Raw genomic sequence first — 1,976 nt, 5'->3', positions numbered from 1 at the left:
AAACAGCAGCCGAATCGGTAGTAAAATAAGGATTTCCTGTTCCACCACCAAAAATAACTACACGTCCTTTTTCTAAATGACGCATGGCTCTTCTTCTAATAAAAGGTTCTGCAACTTCATTTATTTTAATGGCCGATTGTAATCTCGTTGGTATACCAGCATCTTCTAAAGCGCCTTGTAAGGCTAAACCGTTAATAACCGTTGCTAGCATGCCCATATGATCGCCTTGTACACGATCCATGCCTTTACTAGCGCCTGCAACACCTCTAAAAATATTTCCACCACCAATTACAATGGCTACTTCTACGCCTAAATCTGTAATGGTTTTTATGTCTTGGGCATATTCTGCTAATCGGTCTGGGTCTATACCATATTGGCGTTCTCCCATTAATGCTTCACCAGATAATTTTAGAAGAATTCTATTATATTTCATTGGTATTTATATTTAGTTTTTGAGGTTTGGCAAAGCTACACAATTTTTTATTTTTTGAATTTATATGAAACTCGATTTTTTGAATAAAAAAAACCACTAGTCTAATTTAGAATAGTGGTTTGATTTTTTATTGGATAATCGCTTTCGCGGAATTGTTTATCCTACTGTAGCACGTTTGAAACCAGAGATTTCAACAGCACCGTAAGTAGAAACATATTCAGCAACAGTTTTCTTATCATCTTTAATAAATCTTTGATCAAGTAAACATTTTTCTTGATCTAAAGTGGTATTATCAGAAATGAAACGATCCATTTTTCCTGGTAAAATTTTATCCCAGATTTGTTCTGGTTTACCTTCAGCTTTCAATTCAGCTTTTGCTGCTTCTTCAGCTTTAGCCATAACTTCAGGAGTTAATTGAGCCATTGAAATATAAGTTGGTACATTTTTAAGTGTTTTACCTAATCGTCCTAATTCAATATTATCTTTTTCAATAACAGCGATTCTAGCTTCTGTTTCTGATGCTACAAATGCCGGATCAAAATCTTTATAAGATAACTTAGTTGCCCCCATTGAAGCTACTTGCATAGCTACATCTTTAACCAAAGTTTCTGCATTATTAACTTTAGCAGTTAAACCAACTAAAGCAGCGATTTTATTAATGTGAACGTAAGTTCCAACATAAGCAGCTTTTAATTTCTCAAATGATGTAATTTCAAGTTTTTCACCAATCACACCTGTTTGCTCAACTAATTTTTCAGCAACAGTCATGCCTCCAATTTTGGCAGCTAAAAAGTCTTCTTTAGAGCTAGCATTTAATGCGATATCCGCTAATTGATTTGCTAATGCTAAAAAGTTTTCGTTTTTACCAACAAAATCAGTTTCACATCCTAAAACAATGGCAACACCTTCAGTTTGGTCTGCATTAATTTTAGAAACAGCAGCACCTTCAGATGAATCTCTGTCAGCTCTTTTTTCAGCTACTTTTTGTCCTTTTTTACGAAGAACATCAATAGCTTTATCAAAATCACCTTCAGCTTCAACCAATGCTTTTTTGCAGTCCATCATACCTGCACCCGTCGCTTGTCTTAATTTATTTACTTCAGCGGCTGTAATTTTTACTGTAGTACTCATAGTTATTATAATTTAAAAAAGTCGTTCAATTTATTTTCAATAAAGAAAAGAATCAAACGACTTTAAATGTTTTAATCGTGTTTTTATTCTTCTTCTTCAGCAGCTGCTTTTTTGCTTGGAGCTGCTTTTTTAGCTTTAGGAGCTGCTTTTTCATCTCCTGCTTTAGCTTTCGCCTCTTTTTTAGCTTTTTTAACTTCTTTATCTTCTCCAGATACGTCTTTTTCAGCTTTACGTTCAGCTAATCCACCAGATACGGCAGCCGCTACATGCGTTAAGATTTTATCTATCGATTTAGAAGCGTCATCATTTGCAGGGATAACATAATCAACTTGACGTGGATCAGAGTTGGTATCAACCATTGCAAAAATTGGAATGTTTAATTTTTGAGCTTCTTTAATCGCGATATGCTCAC

Annotated in this window: 3 protein-coding genes; all 3 read right to left on the bottom strand. The window is 34.5% G+C overall.

The window, feature by feature from the left end:
- Positions 1-433 (bottom strand): uridine monophosphate kinase (locus WBN21_RS07700; protein WP_424199025.1); only part of this gene is annotated, 433 nt, incomplete at its 3' end.
- 156 nt (positions 434-589) lie between these two features.
- Entirely contained in the window at positions 590-1,564 is a 975-nt protein-coding gene (gene tsf, locus WBN21_RS07695; RefSeq protein WP_424199023.1) for a translation elongation factor Ts, read from the bottom strand.
- 83 nt (positions 1,565-1,647) lie between these two features.
- The coding region (locus tag WBN21_RS07690; RefSeq protein WP_424199021.1) for a 30S ribosomal protein S2 at positions 1,648-1,976 on the bottom strand (329 nt) is incomplete at its 5' end.

Source organism: Algibacter sp. (assembly GCF_049667265.1).
In the GTDB taxonomy this organism is placed as follows: domain Bacteria; phylum Bacteroidota; class Bacteroidia; order Flavobacteriales; family Flavobacteriaceae; genus Algibacter_B.
This window is presented reverse-complemented; position numbering and strand designations above follow the sequence as displayed.